Origin of the sequence: Allobosea sp. BK604, assembly GCF_004341515.1 — a bacterium.
Lineage (GTDB): Bacteria > Pseudomonadota > Alphaproteobacteria > Rhizobiales > Beijerinckiaceae > Allobosea.
The window spans coordinates 188,772-205,189 of record NZ_SLZF01000001.1; the positions used below are offsets into that span (position 1 = coordinate 188,772).

General features: G+C 67.6%; 15 protein-coding genes. 5 read left to right on the forward strand and 10 right to left on the reverse strand.

Annotation, left to right across the window (positions count from 1 at the left end):
• Window positions 1-2: 2 nt before the first annotated feature.
• The 6 genes from trmD to EV560_RS01025 all read right to left on the reverse strand — a co-directional run bounded on the left by trmD (window position 3) and on the right by EV560_RS01025 (window position 4,968).
• The gene (gene trmD / locus EV560_RS01000) at window positions 3-698 is read right to left on the reverse strand and encodes a tRNA (guanosine(37)-N1)-methyltransferase TrmD (protein WP_131853128.1); all 696 of its coding nucleotides are present in this window, start codon (window positions 696-698) and stop codon (window positions 3-5) included.
• Complete coding sequence (locus tag EV560_RS01005) at window positions 698-1,372, reverse strand: HAD family hydrolase (RefSeq protein WP_131853130.1); 675 nt, start codon at window positions 1,370-1,372, stop codon at window positions 698-700. The genes trmD and EV560_RS01005 overlap by 1 nt, the downstream gene beginning before the upstream one ends.
• A complete protein-coding gene (gene rimM, locus EV560_RS01010; protein ID WP_131853132.1) occupies window positions 1,362-1,883 on the reverse strand; it encodes a ribosome maturation factor RimM in 522 nt (173 codons plus the stop codon). Before rimM ends, EV560_RS01005 begins: the two co-directional genes overlap by 11 nt.
• Window positions 1,884-2,048: 165 nt before the next feature.
• Window positions 2,049-2,411: a 30S ribosomal protein S16 gene (gene rpsP, locus EV560_RS01015; RefSeq protein WP_131853134.1), complete on the reverse strand. Its 363-nt coding sequence runs from the start codon at window positions 2,409-2,411 to the stop codon at window positions 2,049-2,051.
• A 185-nt stretch (window positions 2,412-2,596) separates the two neighbouring features.
• On the reverse strand, window positions 2,597-4,162 hold the full coding sequence (gene ffh, locus EV560_RS01020; RefSeq protein WP_131853136.1) for a signal recognition particle protein: 1,566 nt from the start codon (window positions 4,160-4,162) through the stop codon (window positions 2,597-2,599).
• Between the two features lie 242 nt (window positions 4,163-4,404).
• Window positions 4,405-4,968: an NUDIX hydrolase gene (locus tag EV560_RS01025; protein WP_131853138.1), complete on the reverse strand. Its 564-nt coding sequence runs from the start codon at window positions 4,966-4,968 to the stop codon at window positions 4,405-4,407.
• 110 nt (window positions 4,969-5,078) lie between these two features.
• On the opposite strand from EV560_RS01025, the gene EV560_RS01030 reads away from it, so the two are divergent.
• The 3 genes from EV560_RS01030 (at window position 5,079) to EV560_RS01040 (ending at window position 7,454) form a co-directional block, all read left to right on the forward strand.
• Window positions 5,079-5,705, forward strand: coding sequence for a LysE family translocator (locus EV560_RS01030; protein WP_131853140.1), 627 nt, complete (start codon window positions 5,079-5,081; stop codon window positions 5,703-5,705).
• 10 nt (window positions 5,706-5,715) lie between these two features.
• The gene (locus tag EV560_RS01035; RefSeq protein ID WP_131853142.1) at window positions 5,716-6,315 is read left to right on the forward strand and encodes a class I SAM-dependent methyltransferase; all 600 of its coding nucleotides are present in this window, start codon (window positions 5,716-5,718) and stop codon (window positions 6,313-6,315) included.
• 80 nt (window positions 6,316-6,395) lie between these two features.
• Entirely contained in the window at window positions 6,396-7,454 is a 1,059-nt protein-coding gene (locus EV560_RS01040) for an MBL fold metallo-hydrolase (RefSeq protein WP_131853144.1), read from the forward strand.
• Between the two features lie 125 nt (window positions 7,455-7,579).
• Here the strand turns inward: EV560_RS01040 and EV560_RS36615 are convergent, their stop codons facing one another.
• Window positions 7,580-8,464, reverse strand: coding sequence for a GyrI-like domain-containing protein (locus EV560_RS36615; protein WP_131853146.1), 885 nt, complete (start codon window positions 8,462-8,464; stop codon window positions 7,580-7,582).
• Window positions 8,465-8,725: 261 nt separating this feature from the next.
• Between EV560_RS36615 and dapF the strand changes: the two genes are divergently transcribed.
• Window positions 8,726-9,610: a diaminopimelate epimerase gene (dapF, locus tag EV560_RS01050; RefSeq protein WP_131853148.1), complete on the forward strand. Its 885-nt coding sequence runs from the start codon at window positions 8,726-8,728 to the stop codon at window positions 9,608-9,610.
• A gap of 49 nt (window positions 9,611-9,659) precedes the next feature.
• A complete protein-coding gene (gene mtaB, locus EV560_RS01055; protein WP_131853150.1) occupies window positions 9,660-10,979 on the forward strand; it encodes a tRNA (N(6)-L-threonylcarbamoyladenosine(37)-C(2))-methylthiotransferase MtaB in 1,320 nt (439 codons plus the stop codon).
• Window positions 10,980-10,988: 9 nt separating this feature from the next.
• On the opposite strand, the gene EV560_RS01060 is transcribed toward mtaB, so the two are convergent.
• The 3 genes from EV560_RS01060 to EV560_RS01070 all read right to left on the reverse strand — a co-directional run bounded on the left by EV560_RS01060 (window position 10,989) and on the right by EV560_RS01070 (window position 16,198).
• On the reverse strand, window positions 10,989-12,095 hold the full coding sequence (locus EV560_RS01060) for a sulfite oxidase (protein WP_131853152.1): 1,107 nt from the start codon (window positions 12,093-12,095) through the stop codon (window positions 10,989-10,991).
• An 84-nt stretch (window positions 12,096-12,179) separates the two neighbouring features.
• Complete coding sequence (locus EV560_RS01065) at window positions 12,180-13,898, reverse strand: AMP-binding protein (RefSeq protein WP_131853154.1); 1,719 nt, start codon at window positions 13,896-13,898, stop codon at window positions 12,180-12,182.
• A 221-nt stretch (window positions 13,899-14,119) separates the two neighbouring features.
• Window positions 14,120-16,198: an elongation factor G gene (locus EV560_RS01070; RefSeq protein ID WP_131853156.1), complete on the reverse strand. Its 2,079-nt coding sequence runs from the start codon at window positions 16,196-16,198 to the stop codon at window positions 14,120-14,122.
• Window positions 16,199-16,418 lie beyond the last annotated feature (220 nt).

The window sequence follows — 16,418 nt, forward strand, 5'->3', positions numbered from 1 at the left end:
TCTCACCTCGGGCGAGGAGGATTCAGCAGATCCGACCTTCGCTCCCGCGTGATCTTCTCCGCCTGCTCACGCCGCCACCGGGCGATGCGGGCATGGTCGCCCGAGAGCAGCGCCTCGGGCATGCCCCTGCCCTCCCATTCGCGCGGACGGGTATAGTGTGGATATTCGAGCAGTCCGTTCTCGAAGCTCTCGTCGGTGCCGGAGGCTTCCTTGCCCATCACCCCGGGGATGAGCCGCACACAGGCGTCTAGCAACAGGAGCGCCGCCATTTCTCCGCCGGAGAGCACATAGTCGCCAACGGAGACCTCGGTGAGCTCCCGCCCCTCGATCACACGCTCGTCGACGCCCTCGAAGCGTCCGCAGACGATGACGACACCCTCACCCGCCACCAGCTCGCGGACATAGGTCTGGTCGAGCCGGCGCCCGCGCGGCGACATCAGAAGGCGCGGCCGTGTATCCTCGGCCGGCACGGCGGCATCGATCGCTGCTGCCAGGACGTCGCAGCGCAGCACCATGCCGGCGCCACCGCCAGCCGGGCTGTCATCGACCGTGCGATGCCGGCCGATGCCGTGTTCGCGGATTTGGTGCGTCTGCAGCGACCACAGACCAGTGCGCAGCCCCTCGCCGGCCAGCGAAACGCCGAGCGGACCGGGAAACATCTCCGGATAGAGCGTCAGGATATCGGCGCGGAAAGCCATTATTCAGCGAAGCGCAGCGCCGGCGATCTGTCCATCGCCCTGAAATCGGCGACGCGGGCGATGACATTGTCGAAGCTCGCGAAACCCTCTTCGCCCAACATGGTCAGCACGGCGACGGCGCGCATTCCGGCGCGGCGCGCGGCCTCGACGCCGTTCGGTGCATCCTCGAACACGATGCAATCGGCCGGATGCACGCCCATCCGCTCGGCGGCGGCGAGGAACATATCGGGATGCGGCTTGCCGCGAAAACCCTGGCTCGGCGAGACGATCGTCTTGAACATCTCGCGGATGCCGAGCGTGTCGAGGATCAACGCGATATTCGGCAGCGGAGCCGCGGTCGCGACCGCCATCGGCACGCCATGCGTCGCAGCCCGTGCGATCAGAGGCAGCAGGCCCGGCGTCGGCGCGACATGCGGCTCGTATTGCGCGCGGTAGGCCGCCTCCTTCTCCTCGCCGAGGCGTAGCAACTCGGCCTCGTCGGCGGCGGGAAAATGCGGGCGGATGATCTCGGCCACCGCCATGCCGGCGGTGCGGGCGGAGAAGGTGGCGCGCTCGAACGGCAGTTCGTAGGAGCGGAACCAGCTTTCCCAGGCGTCGTCATGGAAGCGCATATTGTCGACGATGGTGCCGTCCATGTCGAAGATCAGTGCCTTGGCCGGCGTCTCACTTGTCATCGTCGACCTCGAACAGCCCGACCGGCGGGGCGACCTCGATACGCCGGGCAGCGATGTCGATGCGCGGCGCGAAAGCCTTGGTGAAGGGCATCAGCACGGAGCGCCCATCAGTGAGTTCGATGTCGAGCAGATCGCCGGCACCGTAATTGGCGACGGCGCGGACCTCGCCGAGCACCCCGCCCTCGGCATCGGTGACGGCGCAGCCGATCAGATCCGCCTGGAGGAACTCGTCCTCATCCTCGGCTTCGGGCAGGCGACTGCGCTCGACATGCAGCTTCACGCCATTGAGCGCCTCGGCCTCCTCGCGGCTGGTCACGCCCTTGATGCGGGCGACGACGACTTCCTTGGCCGGCCGGACATCCTCGATCTCGAAGCTGCGGCCGCGCTCGTCGAGCAGCGGCCCATACTCGCCGATCGCCAGCGGATCACCGGTGAAGGTCTTGATCCGGACCTCGCCGCGCACGCCATGCGGCGCGCCGACGATGCCGAGCAGGACGAGGTCGTCGCTCATCAGCCGTCCTTCCGGCACAGGCCGTCAGGCCCCAGGGGCACGACCAGGCTCCAGCCCGTCATGCCCGCCCTTGCGGCGAGCATCCAACTCTCGAACACCGCATTGCAGCGGCCAAGACGTGGATGGCCGGGACAGGCCCGACCATGACGGCAAAGTTGACGCAGCTTACTCAGCCGCGGCTTCGGCCGGGGCGCCGGCCTTCTCGGCCTTCTTGGCGGCGCGCTCCTTGGCCTTCTCGCCAGGTTCGGCCTTCTTCGGGTTGTTGCGGGCCGGACGCTTGGTGACGCCGGCGGCATCGAGGAAGCGTAGGACGCGGTCGGTCGGCTGGGCGCCCTTGGCGATCCAGGCCGCGGCCTTCTCGAGATCGAGCACGACGCGCTCCGGCGAATCCTTCGCCTTCATCGGGTCATAGGCGCCGATCTTCTCGATGAAGCGGCCATCGCGCGGCGAGCGGGCGTCGGCGACGACGATGCGGTAATAGGGGCGCTTCTTGGCGCCGCCGCGGGTCAGGCGGATCTTCAGGGACATTTCTCTTCTTCCTTGCTCTTGTCAGTTGCTGCTTTGCCAGGCTGCGCAAGCAGCAGCCGGCATCTCACCGTCATGCCCGCCCTTGTGGCGAGCATCCACGTCTTCACCCGGCCGCCGCGTCACGAAGACGTGGCTGGTCGGGACAAGCCCGACCATGACGGGAACCGTCTTGGCCGAACGATGTCTCACTTCTTCTTCCCCCCGAACGGGTTGCCGCCGAGTCCCGGAAGGCCGCTGCCGCCCAGACCGGGCAGCTTCGGCATCATGCCGGCGGGAGGGGTGACGCCCTTGGGCAGGCCGGGGAAGCCGCCCGGCGGCAGCGAGGGCATGCCGCCGCCGGCGCCGAGCTGCTTCTGCAGCGCTTCGAGCTGCGCCGGGTCCATCTTCGAGGGATCGGGCATCCCGCCGCCGAGACCGAACATCTGGCCGAGCTTGCCGAGCATGCCGCCCTTCTGGCGCGCCATCTGCTTCATCATGTCCGCCATCTGGCGGTGCATCTTGAGCAGCTTGTTGATCGCCTCCGGCGAGGTGCCGGAACCGGCGGCGATGCGCTTCTTGCGGCTGTTCTTGAGCAGGTCCGGGTTCTTGCGCTCGGTCGCCGTCATCGAGTTGATGATCGCGATCTGCCGCTTGATGACGCTGTCGTCCATCTTCGCGTTGGCGAGTTGGTTCTTCATTTGCGCCATGCCGGGCAGCATGCCCATGACGCCGCCAAGACCGCCCATCTTCTCCATTTGCTCGAGCTGGGTGCGCAGGTCCGAGAGATCGAAATTGCCCTTGGCCAGGCGCTGGGCCAGAGCCTGCGCCTTGTCGGCATCGACGGTCGCAGCCGCCTTCTCGACGAGCGAGACGATATCGCCCATGCCGAGGATGCGGTTGGCGACGCGCGAAGGGTGGAAATCCTCGAGCGCGTCGGTCTTCTCGCCGGTACCGACGAGCTTGATCGGCTTGCCGGTGACGGCACGCATCGAGAGCGCGGCGCCGCCGCGGCCGTCGCCGTCCATGCGGGTCAGCACGATGCCGGTGAGGCCGACACGCTGGTCGAAGGCGCGCGCCGTGTTGACTGCGTCCTGGCCGGTCAGCGCATCGGCGACGAGCAGCACTTCATGGGGGGTGGTGGCCGCCTTGACCTCGGCGACCTCCGCCATCAGCGCCTCGTCGAGCGTGACGCGACCGGCGGTGTCGAGCATGACGACGTCGTAGCCGCCGAGCCGTCCCGCATCCATGGCACGGCGCGCGATCTGCACGGCCGACTGGCCAGCGACGATCGGCAAGGTCGCGACCTCGACCTGCTGGCCGAGCACGGCGAGCTGCTCCATCGCGGCCGGACGCCGCGTATCGAGCGACGCCATCAGGACCTTCTTCTTGTTCCGGTCGCCGAGCCGCTTGGCGATCTTCGCTGTAGAGGTGGTCTTGCCCGAGCCCTGGAGGCCGACCATCAGGATCGCGACCGGCGGCACGGCGTCGAAGGTGATGCCCTCGCCCTCGCCGCCGAGCGTGTCGATCAGGACGTCGTTGACGATCTTGATGACCTGCTGGCCGGGCGTGACCGATTTCAGCACCTCGGCGCCGACGGCCCGCTCTCTGACTTTTTCCGTAAAGCTGCGAACGACCTCGAGCGCGACGTCGGCCTCGAGCAGCGCGCGGCGGACCTCGCGCAGCGCGGCGTTCACATCCTCTTCCGTCAGCGAGCCCCTGCGGGTCAGGCCCGAGAGGATGCCGGAGAGTCTATCGCTCAGCGTGCCGAACATGCGGCTTTCGTCCGTTTCATCTGTTGCTCGCCGGACAAAACGGACGCTATCCCCAAACGGTTTCGCGCCCGAGGGCGCAGACGCGCTGTCGGGCGTTGACCTCCGGGCTCATCGAGGCGCTGCTGCGCGGCCCGGTCGGCGGATGTGGTCTCGTCGATGTCGGCGAAACGAATGCGCGGGTTAAAGCGTCAGATTGTGGCGAAAGTCAAGGCTCGCCGACATAGCGACGGGTTCAAGCACCCTTAAACACCAAGATTCAGCCGCCCCGCCTTACCCAGCCCGAGCAGCAGGCCCGCCACATGCATGGCCTGGCCGATCAAGCCTTGCGACAGTCCGGCCAGGACCGCATCGACCGGCATCGTCTCGATCGTAAGCCCGTCCTCGCCCGGATCGAGGGAGGGCGCAGCCTCGCGCCGCAAGCCCGTCGCCAGCATGACATGCAACCGATTCGATTGGATCGCGGGATTGGGAAAGAGCGAGGTGACATGCAGCATCTCCGCCGCGACGAATCCAGTTTCCTCCAGCAGCTCGCGGCGCGCCGTCGCCACCATGTCGGGGTCGGATGCATCGGCGGCACCTCCCGGCAGTTCCAGCACCATGGACTTCACGCCGTGGCGGTACTGCCTGACGAGCACGAGCTCATCGGCATCGGTCAGCGCCACGACATGCACCCAGTCGGGATACCCGAAGACATAGTATGGCTCGATCACCGTCCCGGAGGCGGTGACGCAGCGATCGGCCCTGAGGTCGATCCAGCGGTCCTTCAGCAAGGTCTGCGAGGAGACCACCCGCCATTCCGCACCCATCATTCGCTCCGTTCTCGGTCAGCCGCTCCTTCCGCTGATACCGGTCTTTTGCCTCTTTACAAGCTTTCGCGCCTGGGGATTGCTCCGCACTTATCACAGGAGCCGACGCCATGACCTTCGAAACCTGGGCGACCTTCGCCGCCGCCACCGCCGTCCTGCTCGTCATTCCCGGCCCGACCATCCTGCTGGTGATCTCCTATGCGCTCGGCCAGGGCTGGCGCACGGCATTGCCGGTGGCGATCGGCGTCGCACTCGGCGATTTCACGGCGATGACGCTCGCCATGCTCGGCGTCGGCGCGCTGCTCTCGGCCTCGGCTACGCTCTTCACCGTGCTGAAATGGATCGGCGCCGCCTATCTGATCTGGCTCGGCATCAAGCTCTTCCGCGCCGGCGGCAGCCTCGATGCGCAGCCGCGCACCGACCGGGCCTCGGCCGTGAAGATGCTCGGCCATGCCTGGCTGGTGACCGCGCTGAACCCGAAGAGCATCACCTTCTTCGTGACCTTCCTGCCGCAGTTCCTCGACGCCAGGGCCGATTTCTGGACGCAGATGCTGATCTTCGAGGCGACCTTCGTCACCCTCGCCTTCGCCAATGCGTTCGGCTACGCGCTGATCGCCTCGCGCGCCCGCTCGGTCGTGCGCAACGAGCGCGCCATCGGCCTGTTCAACAAGGCCGGCGGCACGCTGCTCATCGGAGCCGGGATCGCGACCGTGGCGGTGCGCTCGGGCAGCAACTGAGGCTCACCGCTTGTCCGGCAAGGATGCCACCACGCTCGATTTCTATGCGGCGGAGGCCGAGGCTTATGCCGCGCGCGGCCAGGCGGCGAGCCAGGACCGGCTTGCTTCCTTCCTGGCCGCACTCCCGCCTGGCGGACGCGTCCTCGAGCTCGGCTGCGGCGCCGGGCAGGACAGCCAGGCCATGCTGGCGCGCGGCTTCGATGTGACGCCGAGCGATGGTTCCCCGGAGCTGGCGAAGCAAGCCGAACGTCGCCTTGGACGCCCAGTGCGCGTGTTGCTGTTCGAGGATCTCGTCGAAAGCGGCGCCTATGACGGCATCTGGGCCAATGCCTGCTTGCTGCACGTGCCCCGCGCGGCCTTGCCAGACGTCATCGCCCGGATCCATGCCGCCTTGAGGCCCGGCGGCGCCTTCTACGCCAGCTTCAAGGCAGGCGCGCGGGAGGGACGCGACCGCTTCGACCGCTACTATAATTATCCGTCCGCCGACTGGCTGAAGCAGGCCTACGGGCCGGAGCGCTGGACCCGGCTCGACATCTCCGAGGAGATGGGCGGCGGCTATGACGGGGAGCCGACCCGCTGGCTCCACGCGCTCGCGTTCAAGACCGCGTGAGAGCGATTGGCGGCGCGGCCGATCCGACGCAGGATCGGTGTGCTTGATCTTCAGCCGATCCGCCCCACCTCTCTCGCACCATGAACCGCCGCAAGCTGCTCTCCCTCCTCGGCATCACCGCGCTGATCGGCTCGACCGGCGCGGCCTGGGCCTCTTTCGCCCGCTCGCGCAACCCCTATTACCAGGGGCCGATCAGCGACCATTTCAACGGGCTGATCTTCAGCGACGGCCGCCCGGTGACCAAGGGACTGCTCGATGTCTGGCGCTGGCAGACCTCGAAGCGCAACCGCGAGCTGTTTCCGCCGCATTACCCGGCTCCGCCGCAGGACAAGCCGCCGGCGCGCGTCGAGGGCCTGCGCATCGTCCATCTCGGCCACGCCTCGTTCCTTTACCAGATGGCCGGGCTCAACGTGCTGATCGACCCCGTCTTCGCCGAGCGCGCCAGCCCGTTCAGCTTCATCGGCCCCAGGCGGGTGAACGCGCCCGGCGTCGCCTTCGACGATCTGCCGAAGATCGACATCGTGCTGGTCACGCATAACCACTACGACCATCTCGACCTCGCCACGCTCGAGGCGCTGCACCAGCGCGACCAGCCGCGGATGATCATGCCGCTCGGCAACGACACGATCCTGCGCGCCCGCAATCCGGCGATCCGGGCCGAAGCCTATGACTGGAGCGACAAGGTCGCGCTGTCGAACGAGATCGCGGTCACCCTGGCGCCGACCTATCATTGGTCGGCACGCGGCGCGCTCGACCGGCGCATGGCGCTCTGGTGCTCCTTTGTCATCGAGACGCCCCAGGCAAAGGTCTTCCATATCGGCGATACCGGCTATCATGACGGCTCGCTCTATGAGCGGCTCGGCGTCGAATATGGCCCGTTCCGCCTCGCGGTGCTGCCGATCGGCGCCTATGAGCCGCGCTGGTTCATGGGCGACAACCACATGAATCCGGAAGAGGCGGTGAAGGTGATGCTCTCGCTGCGGGCCGAGCAGGCGCTCGGCCACCATTGGGGCACGTTCCAGCTCACCGACGAGGGCATCGAGCGCCCGCCCGAGGCGCTCAAGCTCGCGCTGGCGCAGGCCGGGCTGCCGGAGGAGCGCTTCAGGCCGATGCAGCCGGGGTTGAGCTGGGAGGCTTAGCGCCTTGGGACTTCGCGATCGTCATGCTCGGCCTTGTGCCGAGCATCCACGTCTCGAACACCGCGCTTCACACAGGAAGACGCGGATGGTCGGGACAAGCCCGACCATGACGGAAAGGGCAGCGCCTATTTCGGCTGCACGTAGACATTGATCTCGAGGTTGGGGTCGAGCGGATCGTTGAGCTCGCTGACATATTCTTCGAGGAAGGCGTCCTTCACCACGATGCTCTTGGCTTCGAGATAGGCCGTGATCGTCTCGTAGGTCGAGTCGATATCGTCATAGGGCGCCGTGTGGACGAAGCGCAGGGCCTGGCCGGCGGGCGTCGTCCCGGCCTTGACGCCGTTGCCGAGCGCCGCAGCGGCATCCGGGGCACGCTCGACCGGCAGCATCGCATCGAAGCGGAAGCCGTTATCATCCGTCTCGGTGAACAGCGTCAGCGGCCGTCCGGAGACGCGCAGGCCCGCCTTGGCCGCTTCGTCGCGCAGCGTCTTGAAGGTCTCCGACAGGCGCTGGAAGCCCTGATCCCAGCTCGACTGGCCCGACATCGTGAGCGCCGGCTTGGCAACGAGCGTGACCTCGTCGACATCGCTCGGATCGCCCGGCTTGCCGGCGAGGGTCGCATTCGGATTGGGCGCGCCGGTCTGCTGTTGCGGCGGCGTGGCCGGCGCCTGGGCAGGCGGTGCCGGCAGGCTCGGCGGTGGCTGCACCGGCTGGGGTTCGGGCGGCGCCGTGGGCGCGGGCTGGGCCGGCTGCGGCACCAGCGGGCCTGGGGGAGCCGGTGGCGGCTGCACGGGTTGAGGCTCGGGCGGCGCCGTGGGTGCCGGCTGGACCGGGGTCGGCTGAGCCTGGGCCGGCGCCGATTGAACCTGCGCCGGCGTCGCGCCGGGGGGTGGCGCCAGCGGCGCTGCCTCGACAGCGGTCGGTGGTGCGACACGCGTCTGGGCCAGCGCCATCGCGCTCGCCCCGCAGAGGATCGCCAGAGCTGCAACAGCAAGCTTGGAACGCCGCATCACCATGGCTCCGACAGAAATTGATTCGCACCCGAGAGCCGGATGATACCAGACCGAGCCGCGTTGCGGTTCGGTCTGGTATCTGAATCCGTCTCTCAACAATCATTAGCAGCATGACGTTGTCCGAAAACCGCTATGCACTTTTCGGAATCATGCTGCGGCGCAACATAGAATGTCCGCTCGCGCGCAGGAACGGCTTCAAGGGTGGCTTTTTCGCGTCGGCACGCTCATATAGCCGCTCTTTGTTGGACATGTGACCGAATGAACGCATTGGCGCATCGCCGGTTCCTGAAGATGAACGGGCTCGGCAACCAGATCACCGTGCTCGACCTGCGCGGAACTGCGCTCAAGGTGAGTGAATCGGACGCCCGCGCCATCGCCTCGGAGCCGCGTGCCCGGTTCGACCAATTGATGGTGCTGCACGATGCGCGCACGCCGGGCACGGACGCCTTCGTGCGCATCTATAATGTCGATGGCTCCGAGGCCGGCGCTTGCGGCAACGGCACGCGTTGCGTCGCCTGGGCCATGATCGCCGATGCGCAAAGCGGCGCGCCCGGCCGCAGCGAGCTGCTGCTCGAGACCAAGGCCGGGCTGCTGCCGGCGACGCGCAGGTCCGAGCTCGTCTTCACCGTCGATATGGGCGAGCCGAGGCTCGCCTGGGACGAGATCCCGCTTGCCGACCCGTTCCACGACACCAGCCGCTTCGAGCTGCAGATCGGACCGATCGACGAGCCGATCCTGCACACGCCCTGCGCCGTCAACATGGGCAATCCGCACGCGGTCTTCTTTGTCGACGACCCCTATGCCTACAATCTCGAGCAGATCGGCCCGCTGCTGGAGAATCATCCGATCTTCCCCGACCGCGCCAATATCGAGCTCGCCGCGGTGAAGGCTCCCGATCACATCGTGCTGCGCGTCTGGGAACGCGGCGCCGGCATCACGCAGGCCTGCGGTTCCGGCGCCTGCGCGGCGCTGGTCGCGGCCGTCCGGCGCGAGCTCTCGGCCCGCAAGGCGACCGTCAGCCTGCCCGGCGGCGACCTCGTCATCGAATGGCGCGAGAGCGACGGCCATGTCCTGATGACCGGTCCGGTCGAGTTCGAATGGGAAGGCGCGCTGGCGCCTTCGCTGTTCGAGAGCGCGGCCTGACAGCATCGGAGCATGTCGAGCGAAGTGGACACCGGTTCGCGTGAAGACAATGCGGCAAAATAAGAAGCCGGAGCATGTCGGCGATTCGCAGAAGCGCGGACATGCTTTGGAGGTTGTCACCTTCGGCTGCCGCCTCAACATCGTCGAGAGCGAGGCGATCAAGGCACAGGCGCAAGCTGCGGGCCTCTCCAACCTTGCCATCGTCAATACCTGCGCCGTCACCTCCGAGGCGACGCGCCAGGCCCGCCAGGCCATCCGCCGCCTGAAGCGCGAGCAGCCCGAGCGTGCCGTCGTGGTCACCGGCTGCGCCGCGCAGATCGAGCCTGCGGCCTTCGCCGCGATGCCGGAGACGGCGCGCGTCATCGGCAATGGCGAGAAGATGCGCGCCGAAACCTGGGCTGCCCTGGCCCGCTCCAACAGCCTTCATGCGCCCGCCGCACCGGAGGACAAGCTCGCTGTCGACGACATCATGCGCCAGTCGGGCCTGCGCACGCTGGTTCCCGCGGGTTTCACCGCCCATACGCGCGGCTTCGTCCAAGTGCAGAATGGCTGCGACCATCGCTGCACCTTCTGCGTCATCCCCTTCGGCCGCGGCAATTCACGCTCGCTCGCCGTCGCGGATGTCGTCGCGCAATGCCGCCGGCTTGTCGAAGCCGGCACGCGCGAGGTCGTTCTGACCGGCGTCGACCTGACGAGTTATGGCCACGATCTGGCGGACGCTCCGCCGCTCGGCCGGCTGGTCCGCGCCATCCTGCGCGAGCTGCCCGAGCTGCCGCGCCTGCGCCTCTCCTCGATCGATGCAGTCGAGGTCGATGACGAGCTCCGCGACCTCATTGCGACCGAGAGGCGGCTGATGCCGCATCTGCATCTCTCGCTGCAGGCCGGCGACGACCTCATCCTGAAGCGCATGAAGCGCCGCCATAGCCGCGACGACGCCATCCGCTTCTGCGCCGAGATCCGCGCGCTTCGCCCTGACATGGTCTACGGCGCCGACCTTATCGCCGGTTTCCCGACCGAGGAGGAGGCGATGTTCTCGCGCTCGCTCGCGCTGATCGAGGAATGCGGCCTGAGCTTCGTCCACGTCTTCCCCTATTCTGCCCGACCAGGTACCCCGGCGGCGCGGATGCCGCAGCTTGCCGGCGAGATCGTCAGCGAACGCGCCGCCCGCCTGCGCGGGGCCGCCAGCGCCGCCCACGCCCGGCATTTGCAGGCCCGCATAGGGCGGCAGCTGACCGTGCTGACCGAGCGCGGCAATACCGGCCGCGCCGAAGATTTCACCTTGCTGCGCTTCAGCCGCGACGTCGCGCCAGGCGCAATCCTGCCCGTGACGGCACAGGCCGGCGACGAAAAGGCCTTGCTGGCGGCGTAGGGCGCTGGCCTATCGCGCCGTGCCTTTCACCTGTTGCGCCTGGTTGTTGCAATAGCCCCGCGGATTCCACGGCATGTCGAGCGGCTGAACATTGCCGTGCTCGTCATAGGCACGCGCGATGATCGTCACGGGACCGGGTACGGCCGGCTCGAACCGTATGGCGAACCGCCGCCAGGCAAAGGCCCCCTCGCTCGGCCCCAGCACGACCTCACGCCAGTTGGCGCCACCGTCGCAGGACACCTGAACGCCAGCGACGGGGATCGCGCCGCTCCAGGCGAAGCCGCGAATCTCGATCTCGCTGCCGGCCGCGACCTCGAAACCTGCAACCGGCGCGGTGATCAGCGCTTTCACCGGCATGTCGGTGATCACCTCGAACTGGCCGGGATCGAGCGGCTCGCCCGGCTTGAACGGCCGGCGCGGCAGCCTGTAGTCGGTGCCGCGCATCTTCTCGCCATCGTGCTCGACGGACCGGATCTCGATGCGCTCCAGCCATTTCTGCCAGGCCGAGCCGGGATAGCCCGGTGCGACGACGCGCAACGGCCCGCCATGCAGGCGCGGCAGAGGCTCGCCATTCATCGCGAAGGCGACCAGCACCTCCTCGCCCAGCGCCTTGCCGATCGGCAGCCCGCGCGAGAGCGCCGGCTTCGTCTCGTCCTTGATGGCCCGGTCCGGAGAATGATGCGCTGTGTAGACCGCGCCCGGTTTCACGCCCGCATGCGCCAGCAGATCCGTGAGCCGCACGCCGGTCCAGCGGGCGCAGCCGACAGCGCCGAGACGCCAGGGCAGGCCGTCGGTCGGCGGCGAGAATTGCGAACGGCCATTGCCTGCGCATTCGAGCACGGCCGTCTCGGTCACGGTCTCGAAGCTCGTCCGGAGCGCATCGAGCGTCCAGACGCAGGACCGCTCGACCTCGCCGTCGAGCGTCAGCGTCCAGGCCTCGGGGTTCGCGATCTCCGGCAGAGCACCGTTGTTGCGGATGAAGAAGGCGTCGACCGGCGTGATGTCCTGGTCGAGCAGGCCGATCTCGGGCTCCGCATTCAGCGCCTCCTCGTCATGGACGTAGAGGCCGGGCTTGAGGCGGCGCAGCAATGGCAGTTCGATGAGGCGGCGGGGCAAACGGCAACCATGCTTCCGGGATCGGGCGCAGAAGCTAGCCGCAGCCGTGCGGCCAGGGCAACCTGGCCGCCCGCGCGATCGCTGTCAGCGCTTCGCCGCCACCTCCTCGCGCAGTGCCCGGCGCAGCACCTTGCCGACATTGGTCTTGGGCAGGCTCTCACGGAAGACGATGTGCTTGGGCACCTTGTAGCCGGTGAGCTTGTCCTTGCAGAAGGCGCGCAGCTCCTCGGCCGTCATCGTCTGGTCGCGCTTGACCACGAAGGCCGTCACCGCCTCGCCGGAATGCTCGTCCGGCAGGCCGATCACCGCCGCCTCCTGCACGCCGGGATGCATGACCAGCACGTCCTCCACCTCGTTCGGATAGACGTTGAAGCCGGAGACCAGGACCATGTCCTTCATGCGGTCGACGATCTTGATCTGCCCATCCGGCAGCATCACGCCGACATCGCCCGAGCGGAAGAAGCCGTCCGGCGTCATCACCTTGGCAGTCTCGTCCGGCCGTTTCCAATAGCCCGCCATGACCTGCGGGCCGCGGATGCAGACCTCGCCGGCCTCGCCCAGCGGCAAGTCGTTGCCCTCGGTGTCGCGGATGGCGAAATCGGTCGAAGGCAGCGGGAAGCCGATCGTACCGGTGAACTCGGCGATATCGGGCCGGTTGGCCGACGCGACGGGCGAGGTCTCGGAGAGGCCATAGCCCTCGACGATCGGCCGGCCGGTGACCTCCTTCCAGCGCTTGGCGACGGCGGCCTGTGTCGCCATGCCGCCGGAGACGGCGAAACGCAGCTCCGAGAAATCGACCGAGCCGATCTCGGGATGGTTGGCGAGCGCATTGTAGAGCGTGTTGACGCCGGAGAAGAGCGTGATCCGGCTGGTCTTCAGGAGCTTGATGAAGCCGGAAATGTCGCGCGGATTGGCGATCAGGAGCCCTTTGGCGCCGATGCGCAGCATGAACATGCAGCAGCAGGTGAGCGCGAAGATATGGTAGAGCGGCAGGGCGGTGACCATGACGTGCTGATAGTCGCTGCGCCCGAGCGGCGGCTCCAGCCCCCAGCCGAGCCAGAGCGCGCATTGCTCGACATTGGCGGCGACGTTGTGATGCGTCAGTGTCGCGCCCTTGGCGATCCCGGTCGTGCCTCCGGTATATTGCAGGAAGGCGATATCTTCCGGCAGCACCGTGACCGGCGCCATCGGCGCGGCCTGCGCAAGGATGCTCTTCAGAGAAATCGAGCCGGGCAGGTGAAAGGGCTTGACGACCTTCTTCACCTTGCGGGCGACGAAATTGACGATCGTGCCCTTGAAGCCCATCAGGTCGCCGGCCGTGGCGACGACGATCGCATCGAGCTTGAGCTGGGGCAGCGCCTCCTCGACGACATGGGCGAAATTCTCGATCACGACCAGCGCCCGGGCACCGGCATCGTTGACCTGATGCGAGAGCTCGCGGGCGGTATAGAGCGGATTGACGTTGACGACAGTGAAGCCGCCGATCAGCGCGCCGAAGATCGTCGCCGGATAGGCCAGGATATTCGGCATCATCAGGGCAATGCGATCGCCCTTCTTGAAGCCGCGGCCCTGCAGCCAGGCAGCGAAGGCCTGGGCCGCGCGCCCGGTCTCGGCGAAGCTGATCGACTTGCCGAAGCTCTCGAACGCAGGGCGTTCGGCATAGCTCTGGCAGGCATGGCGGATCAGATCGGCCAGCGTGCCGACCTTGGTCTCGTCGATCACGGGGGGCACCGCCGGCGGATAGTGCGCCAGCCAAGGGCGCGCATCGCTCATCGCCTGCACGGCGGTCGTCGCGTTCATCATTCCCTCCCTTAGCCCGGCATTTCACCCTTGTCTGCGGGCGTTCCTGCCACTTTGTGCTCACACAGTGCGAGACGAAGACGGCGGGCGCAAGCGCCCGCCGCTCCGGCATTCAGAAAGTTTAGATATAAACCGTCCCGCTGGCAACCGATGCGCAGATCGCCACGCCTCCTAACCGAGGCGAAGCGGCGATCGATCTCCCTGCCCCGGCATCGGATCCTGCTCTAACGAGCCTGTGCGAGAGCATGCGCGGCGACCACCGCATCGGCCGATTTGCCGGCAAGCTCGGCAAGATGGTCGAAACGGGCGCTGAACGAGCCGACGCCCGAGGTCGCCGAGCGCAGCTCGACGATCAGGCCGGCCATTTCGGCCTCCGGAACCAGCGCGTTGATCTGGTCCCAACCGCGCCATCCCGGCCGTGCGTCATAGCCCAGGATCTGGCCGCGCCTGGCCGAGACGATGGCTGAGGCCTTCGACATCGCGTCGGAGGGAATCACCACTTCGACCGCCAGGATCGGCTCCAGCAGCACCGGCTTGGCCTGTGGAATCGCCTCCGACATCGCGATTCGCGCGGCCTGCTTGAAGGCCATGTCGGAGGAATCGACCGTATGGTAGGAGCCGTCGGTCAACGTGACCTCGAGATCGACCAGCGGGAAGCCGAGCGGCCCGCTCTGGCAGAAGTCGCGGACGCCGGCCTCGACCGAGGAGATATATTGCTTCGGCACCACGCCTCCCGTGATCTTGTCGATGAAGCGGATGCCCGCGCCGCGCTCCTGCGGCGCGACCTCCAGCACGACATCGCCATATTGGCCGTGGCCGCCGCTCTGCTTGCGATGCCGGCCGCGCGCGCTCGCCTTGCCGCGGATCGTCTCACGATAGCCGACCTCCGGCGGATGGCTCTCGACCGCGACGCCGTAGCGGCCCGAGAGCCGCTCCATCGTCACCCGCAGATGCATCTCCCCCTGGCCTGAGAGGCGCATCTCGCCGAACTCCGGCAGGTGCGTCACCATCAGCGCCGGGTCCTCCTCGGCGATGCGGGCGAGCGCCGTCGTCAGCCGGACATCGTCCTTGCGGTCCTTCACGCCGATACCGAGCGCATGAACCGGCTCGGGCGGGGCGACGGAGCTGACGATGCCGGGCCGGGTCTTGCCGACCGCCAGTGCATCGCCGGTGCGCACACCCTCCAGCCGCGCGAAGGCGGCGACCTCGCCCTCACCCGCCGAAGGCCTGCGGATCTGCTCGGCCCCCTTCAGTTCGATAACGCCGCCGATGCGGGTCTCGACCCCGGCCGAGGAGGTCACGATATCGCCTTCCGCGATCTGCCCGCGCAGCACGCGGGCGAGCGAGACCTTGCCGCCCTGGCTCGAATGCCAGGTCTTCATCACCAGCGCCAGCGGCGAGCCGCCTTCGACCACGCCGACGCGCCCGCGCGTCTCGGCCAGGCTCGGCGCCTCGTGGCGCAGCGCCTTGAGCAGGCGCGTCACGCCATTGCCGCGCTCGGCAGCGCCGATCAGGACCGGCACGACATGACGCTGCTTCAGCTCGCGCGCCAGATCGTCGAAGACGAGGTCGCGCGGCGGCTCGATATCCCCGAGCAGATCCTCCATCAGCGTATCGTCGTAATCGGCGAGCTTCTCCAGCATCGAGAAGCGCGCTTCCTTCTCGCGGCCGACTTCCTCGCTGCCGAGCGGCACGATCTCGCTCGGCGCATGCTCGCGGTAGATGAAGGCTCGCTCGAGCGCGAGGTCAATGAAGCCGACAGCGATGCCCTTCTGCCAGATCGGGATCTGGCGCAGCAGCAGGGGCGTGCGCGAGGCACGCTGCAGGATGCCGAGCGTCTCGCGTACCCGGCGGGTCGCGGTGTCGATCTTGTTGAGGAAGAGGAAGCGCGGGATGTCGGCTTCTTCCAGCTCGCGCAGCACGAGTTCGAGCGCCGGCGCCTTGCGATCATCGGCCTCGCAGACCACGACCGCGGCATCCACGGCGGGCAGGACATGCCGCATCTCGTGCAGGAACTCGACGGAGCCGGGGCAGTCGATGAAGCTGAAGCGCTCGCCGAGGAACTCGACCGTCGCCACGTTCGGCTCGGTGCTCATCTGATGGGCGCGGGCCTCGGCATTGGCATCGCCGACACTGTTGCCGGTCTTGACCGAGCCGGCACGCGAGAGCGCGCCGCAGCGCTCCAGGATGCTTTCGAGCAGGCTCGTCTTGCCGCTCTGGAAGGGACCGACGATCGCGATGCACCGCGGCCCCCTCACTCTGTCTGCGTTGGTGGAACCTCCATTGCCTGACTTTGCAGCCATGTCGTCCTCCCTGGGTTATGGCCATGGCGGACGGGAATGGCAGGCGCGTCCGGCACGGCGGAGACCCGGCGGAAGCAAGAATGGAAGCGCCCACGCCGGGAAGGCGGCGGTCGCTCGGGCCCGACTTGGGTCGGGCGGCCGTCGAAGAGGGATAGCCAGCGCAGGTTCGCGCCGTTGGCGGCGCGGTGCAAGCGGAATGTTGGCAGGCCCGTCGCGCGCC